We start from the raw sequence: 6,178 nt of genomic DNA on the forward strand, positions 1-6,178 counted from the left end.
GTTGATCCCTACCTTTTCCCCGCAAGGGGACGGAAACTAGGCACCTTGGGCAAAGACAGTCTCAGGGCTTACGGCTTTTTCCGACTTCTAGGCGGGATCCTTATCGAGCAGATGAGGGATCCATCGTGTCGGGTGCAGAATGAAGGGCTCGCCGGGCCAGTTTGACATAGGTCTTCACCGTCTCGTAGGGCATCTCCAGGTCGGCGGCAATCTGCTGCAAGCTCTCTCCTAGCTCTCGTCGGGCCAAGATTGTTGCCCAAAGTTGGGCCGTCTTTTCGGCGCGGGATCCCCCTTGGCGCTGCCGCTGACTGAGGAAGAGGGCGCTCAGCTCCTCGATGCGCCGGGCCAGTTGCTCTTCCCGGCAAAGGACGGGGGTGGCGGGCAGCTCTTCGGCCAGCCAACCGAGGCGGGTTTGCCCCAGCCCAAAGGGGGTTTTGTGGCCGGTGCCGCAGTAGGGGGCGAAGTGGATCAGGGCCTGGAGCTGCTGCTGCAACAGTTCAGACGCGCGGGAGGAGACCGCCAACTGTACACAGCCAACGAAGCCCGTCACGGATCCCTGGCGCCCGGCGGTGGTTTTAACCGATTCCAGCCGGTGCCGCTGGATGACCACTTCCCCATCCACCCAATCCAGAAAAGGTTCTACCTCGATGGGCAGGCCGGAAAAATCGTTCCAACGGCGCAAATAGCTGTGGAACAGGTTGCGAGGCACCGGCAGCGGCAAATGGTGGCCGCGGTGGCGAAAGCTGGTGGGCGAGATGAAAGAGAGGCTCCAGGAGCGATGGACAAGGGGCTGCTCCAGCAGTTGACGGTAGGTGCGCGGGGGGATCGAGATCTTCCATCCCAGGATTTGCAGCGGGGATCCGCGCAACTCCAGCCAGGGGGGCAGCCGTCGGCACCATTCCCGCAGCCACTCCACCACTTGGGGGTTGAGGGCGGTGATCGACCAGCGGAAGGGGATCTGGGGCGGGATCAGCAGTCGCCCACTCTGCTCGCGCAAGGGCCCCATCAGCCGGGAGAGGGTGAAGGGTTTTTCCGATTCTCCGTCGTGCAAATAGGCAGATAGCTGCGGATCCATCTGCTGCACCTCGCCCAAAAACCAGGCGTGCAGCCCTTTAGCGTAGTGGGGATCCAACAGGTAGGGCTGAGGGGCCTGCACTTCCAGGGTGATCCCCACCAGCTCGGATCCCGCCGGCCACTTGCCGCTTTCTGCTCCGGCGATGGGTGGCTCTGAAAAACTCAACTTGGTCAGCATAGGCCCAGCCAATTTTTGCTCATCCCCAGTCAATAGCAGCCCCTATCCAAAATCAACCCAGAGCCACTTTTCCTTTGAGAGGATTTGAGAAGGGATCCCTTCCAATTTGCTTTACCTTTAAATCGCTGGCTGGGCCAACCGAAAAAAGTCTTGAATCTGTTGGCAATGGATCTAAATCGGCCTATACTGTCTCCCAGTCTGGAACTGCAAAATGCAACCATCAGTCACTGCTGTCGCCTCTCTCTGTCGGCTGCGATTCTCTGCCCGCGTGGCTGCTATGGCCGACGCCGTCTTTTTGAAGCGCCTTTGGTTTTTATGAAGGATTTGTGAAGTTCAAGGATCGCCCCAGTCAAAAGTCGGGTTCGGATTTGCCCGCAGGCACAGAAGCTGCGTTCTATTCTTTTTTGCCAGGTGTTGTCCATGACCGCTACCTCCTCTACCTCCCCCGTGCCCATCGCCTTGGCCTGGTGCCTGGCTTGGGGAGAAGGGCGGGATCCCCAATTTCCCTTGCCGATTCTGCAGCAGATGTGCGCAGCCATCCGCACCGACGACGCAGCCGGGATCCCGGAAGCGCTGCACCCTCTTTGGGCGCAGGTGCGCCAATTTCAGGAGAGCGTGGCGGCAGCAACCTTTCCCAAAACCTTGGCAGAGCTGCAATCGCGCTATCCGGAGCTGTGGCGGCAGACCACCCGCATCGGCTTGGTTTACGGGGGGGCCACCAAGATCAAGGGCTACGTTTTCGAGTCCGCCAAACTGCCGGAAATCCGCGGCGCCTCGGCCCTGTTGGATCGCATTAACCTGGTGGATCTGCCCGCCTTCTTCGGGGATCCTGAGCAAACCTACTTGGGGTGGGAAGCCTTGGGGGAGGAGTCTCAAGCAGAGCTAAGGGACTACGTGAACCGGCGGATCCGGCCCTGGCTGCAGCAGCACTACCCGGCTTTGGCGCAGGCTCTTATTCCGGAGCTCCTCATCTACTCCACCGGCGGCAACCTCTTGGCCTTCTGTCCGGCGGCCTATGTGGACGACCTCTGCGAGGCCATTGAGCGCCGCTACACCGAAGAAACCCTCACCGCCAACGCCTGTGCCGTGGGATCCGCCTTTCGGCTGCTGGAGCTGCGCTACGGCCTGCTGCGGGATCCCATCGAACGCACCCCTTGGCTGGACTGGTTGGCCCAACACCAGGCCCACCCCCTGGTGAGGGCCTACTTTGGAGATGGCAGCGAAGCCAGCTTCCAGACCCGCAAAAGTTTCAACGAGCTGGTGGGCCACCTGGCTGCCCGCTTCCAGCACCGCCGCAACGGCAATCCGGATCCCGGTCGTCCCAGCCGCGCCCATCCTACCTTTTTTGAAACCCACCCCTACCTGCGCCGCGACAGCACCGACCGCCGCCCGGCCCTGGCCAAAGCCGACCTGCCAGGTCAGCCCTGGCTCTCGGAGGCCACGGCCCGCAAAGCGCTGGTGGGCCGCCAGGCCAAGCGCCTGGAGACGGGCCAGCAGGGGTGGTTCCGCAAATTCCCCAATTGGGATCCCGGCTTTGTGGAAAGCTGGGTAACGCGATTTGCCCGCTTCCTCGACTCTCCCGCCGGCGAGCCCTACCGGGAGCGCTATTTGCAGCCCTACAGGGGATCCGGCCCCGGCGAGGCGCAATCGCTGCGGGAAGTGGCCAACGCCAGCCAGGGCTTTGTGGCCTACCTCTACGCCGACGGCAACAATATGGGCGGCTACGTGCAGCAGATCCAAACCCCAGAGGCCTACCGGCAATTTAGCCACGACGTTTCCGAGGCCACGGAACAAGCCGTTTACCGCGCCCTTGCCCAGCACCTGCAGGCGCACCGGCTGCGGGGCCTGCCGCCGGATCCAGAAACCGGCAGAGACCGCAACGGCGAGTGGATCCACCCCTTCGAGATCCTGACCATCGGCGGGGACGATGTGCTGATGGTGGTGCCGGCCCACAAGGCTCTGGAGATCGCCGCCACCTTTTGTGAGCAATTCGAGCAGATCCTGCTGGCCAAATCGGCCACCTACGCCGCTCGCTCCCTCGGCCAGGTGCCGCACCGCTACCCGGCCGACAGCCCAGACCAGCTCTGTCGGCTCTCCACCTCGGCAGGCGTGCTGTTTGCCTCGGAAGACACCCCCATCTACTATGCCGAAAGGCTGACCGAACAACTGTTGAAATCTGCCAAAAGCCGCGCCAAAAAGCTGAAGCCCCGCGACCAAGACTTCTCGGTGGCCACCATCGACTTTCTCTCTTTGAAATCGGTGACTTTGATCGCCTCCAGCATCCAGGATTTTCGCCAGCAGGCCCTGGAGATCCGCCAGAACGGCCACCTCCTCAAGCTCTACGCCGGCCCCTACACCGTCCCGGAGATCCGCGGGCTGCTGAGAACGGTGCAAGCTTTGCAGGCGGCGGATTTTCCCCGCTCCCAGCTCTACCAAATCCGCAGCTTTTTGGAAAAAGGCAAGCGCACCGCCACCCTCAACTACCTCTACTTCCGCACCCGGCTGGGCCAAAAAGGGCAGCCGCTGATCGAGGCCTTTGAACGCACCTGGTGCAAGGCCAAAACCAACGACGGCCACCTCCCCCCCTGGATGTACGTGGCGGCGGAGGGGGAACCCACCTACGAGACCATCTGGCGAGATCTGGTGGATCTGTACGCTTTTGTGCAAAAACAGCCCCAGGTCGAGGGCCGGCCCGTTCCTGTGGAGGTGAAGTGATGGTTCGGCTGGCAGAGCTGCCCCAAACGAGCACCTCTATCCCTTTGAAGGCCACCCTCGCCTCGGCCCTGGCGGTGGGATCCGGCGGCTCCAGCGGCTCCCTGGCGGACAAGCCCCTGCTCAAGGATGCCTACGGCAGGCTGCTCATCCCCGGCTCCCAGTTGAAGGGAAGGCTGCGCCACGAGTGCGAAAAGCTGGCCCGCGGCCTCGGCTGGGCCATTTGCCGCTCCCCCGACCCCGATCGCATGTGTCCCAAGCGGGAGGGGAGCGACGGCCACTTCGACCGTCCTGAATACCAGGTCGAGGGCTACGCCGGATCCCATTGCCTGGTCTGCCAGATCTTCGGCAATCCGGCCCTGCCTTCCCGCCTCTGGGTAGAGGATCTTGTCTGTGAGGTGCCGCCGACGGCGCTGGAACTGGCCCTCCGCCCAGGAGTCACCCTCAACCGCCGCCGCCGCACCGCCGAGGATCAGCGGCTCTACCTCATCGAGACCTCGCCGGCAGCCGAGCTGATCTTCTCCGGATCCCTGCAGCTTTTGCCCGACTGCCCTCCCTGGGGCAAGACCCTGCTGCGGGCGGCCCTGCACCACATTGGGGCGCTGGGGGGCAGCAAATCTGCAGGCTTGGGTTGGTTGCACTGGGATCCCCAGTCTCTAGCTGCCCTGCAGCCCAATGATGCAGATTGGGCCTTTTTGGCCGGAGGAGGGAGCTGATGGAGGCCATTGAACTCACGCTCACTGCCGAGTCTCCCCTGGCCATCGGTCGGCAAAAGCCGGGCGGCTCCATCAGCGAGGCCCAGGACTTCATTCCCGGCAGCGTGATCCGGGGGGCCTTGGCCGACCTCCTGCTCCGCCAAAGCCGGCGCCGCCCCGGCGAGGCCCTGACAGGAGATCTGGCTGCCCTGTTCACGGAGACCCGTCCGGCGGTGTTTACCCATGCCTATCCGGGATCCGGCAGCCGGGTTTTGCCGGCCACGGCCTTCAGCTCCAAAAACAACCCCGGCTTCCGCTCAGAGGCGGGCAAAACGGGGGTGTTCGACACACTGCTGGATCGCTTCTGCTCGCAGCGGCTGGGGATCCCCTTTGATCCGGCAGAGCCGGATGGCTCCGGAGGCAGGGTGGAGCCCTTCGGCGGCTTTTACAGCCAGGAGGGGGGATCCCGCTACCGAAGGGTGGCCGTGTCCAAGCGCCTGCTCACGCGGGTGGGGATCAACCGCCGCCGCGCCACCGCCGCCGACCAGATCCTCTACAGCCTGGAGGTGATCAACGAGGGCCGGGCTGGGCGAGATGGGAGCTTACAGCCTTCCCTCTTCAGCGGCCACATCTATCTGCAGGATCGCGAGCTGGCAGCAGCCCTCGCCGGCTACCTCAACACCCACGCCCGCCGTTTGTCCTTGGGAGGGGGGGTGTCGCGGGGGCTGGGCCGGGTCAGCCTCGCCGCTCGACACCTGAGGAACCCGAAGCCCTCCCTGGCTGAGCGGGTGACAGCCTTTAACCAAAAGCTGCAGCAGCGCTGGAAACAATGGCAGGTGTTTGGGGATCCCTGGCAGCCCTTGCCGCCGGAGCGGCAGTACTTCTCCATCGGGCTGCAGTCGGGGGCCATCCTCAAGGAACGCTGGCAGCGCACCACTGTGCTCACGCCGTCAATGCTCCAGGAGGAGGCCAACTGTGAGGACAGATCCCTGGTCTTGGAGCTGGCCTGCAGCAGCTACGCCTATGTTTCCGGCTGGAACGCCGCCTGGGGGCTTTTTAAAGATGTAGAGCTGGTTACAACCCAGGGCAGCGTCTTCCTGCTGAGCACCACGCAAATGGAGCGCTGGATCTCGATTTTGGCGGAGATGGAATACTGGGGCATCGGGGAGCGAACCGCGGAAGGATTTGGCCAAATTGAGGTCTGTAGTCTGTTCCATCATCATTTCTGGGAGAACCCGCTATGACCTTCGCCACCAGCGAGAGCAAACTGGAGCAAAAACAGGAACTTGAGATCCAGCGGCAAATTCGGCTGGCCGAAGATGAGCTGGTCGCCAGAATCCAAACTGCCTTGGATAACTTTAAAGATCTGGACAAATTGGAAGAGGCCCAGTACCGCAATTTGTTGCATGTGGCAGCTTCCACCGAAAGCTCAGAGGTGATCAAGAACTTCTTGCGCTACCAGATGGGGCGAGACGAAAAGTGGGGTCGGGGCAAGAACTCCTTGGCCGAAGCCATCATC

General features: G+C 62.7%; 4 protein-coding genes and 1 pseudogene. 4 read left to right on the forward strand and 1 reads right to left on the reverse strand.

The window, feature by feature from the left end:
• Nucleotides 1–100: 100 nt before the first annotated feature.
• On the reverse strand, nt 101–1,252 hold the full coding sequence (gene cas6, locus NW857_RS02525; protein WP_414336944.1) for a CRISPR-associated endoribonuclease Cas6: 1,152 nt from the start codon (nt 1,250–1,252) through the stop codon (nt 101–103).
• A gap of 420 nt (nt 1,253–1,672) precedes the next feature.
• Between cas6 and cas10 the strand changes: the two genes are divergently transcribed.
• From cas10 to NW857_RS02545, 4 genes and pseudogenes are all read left to right on the forward strand, one after another.
• Complete coding sequence (cas10, locus tag NW857_RS02530) at nt 1,673–3,967, forward strand: type III-B CRISPR-associated protein Cas10/Cmr2 (protein ID WP_414367881.1); 2,295 nt, start codon at nt 1,673–1,675, stop codon at nt 3,965–3,967.
• Nucleotides 3,967–4,680 carry an RAMP superfamily CRISPR-associated protein gene (locus NW857_RS02535; RefSeq protein WP_414336948.1) on the forward strand — a complete coding sequence of 238 codons (714 nt, stop codon included), beginning with the start codon at nt 3,967–3,969 and terminating at the stop codon, nt 4,678–4,680. Before cas10 ends, NW857_RS02535 begins: the two co-directional genes overlap by 1 nt.
• A complete protein-coding gene (gene csx10 / locus NW857_RS02540; RefSeq protein WP_414334136.1) occupies nt 4,680–5,903 on the forward strand; it encodes a CRISPR-associated RAMP protein Csx10 in 1,224 nt (407 codons plus the stop codon). The genes NW857_RS02535 and csx10 overlap by 1 nt, the downstream gene beginning before the upstream one ends.
• Nucleotides 5,900–6,178 (forward strand): annotated as a pseudogene (locus tag NW857_RS02545) (hypothetical protein); the annotation flags it as partial. The gene csx10 and the pseudogene NW857_RS02545, both read left to right, overlap by 4 nt.

The organism is Synechococcus sp. H55.9 (genome assembly GCF_047462355.1).
Lineage (GTDB): Bacteria > Cyanobacteriota > Cyanobacteriia > Thermostichales > Thermostichaceae > Thermostichus.

What these genes read in the sequence shown, in the direction of transcription:
- NW857_RS02535 (WP_414336948.1), top strand. Translation starts at nt 3,967, where the DNA reads ATGGTTCGGCTGGCAGAGCTGCCCCAAACGAGCACCTCTATCCCTTTG.
- cas6 (WP_414336944.1), bottom strand. Translation starts at nt 1,252, where the DNA reads ATGCTGACCAAGTTGAGTTTTTCAGAGCCACCCATCGCCGGAGCAGAA.
- cas10 (WP_414367881.1), top strand. Translation starts at nt 1,673, where the DNA reads ATGACCGCTACCTCCTCTACCTCCCCCGTGCCCATCGCCTTGGCCTGG.
- csx10 (WP_414334136.1), top strand. Translation starts at nt 4,680, where the DNA reads ATGGAGGCCATTGAACTCACGCTCACTGCCGAGTCTCCCCTGGCCATC.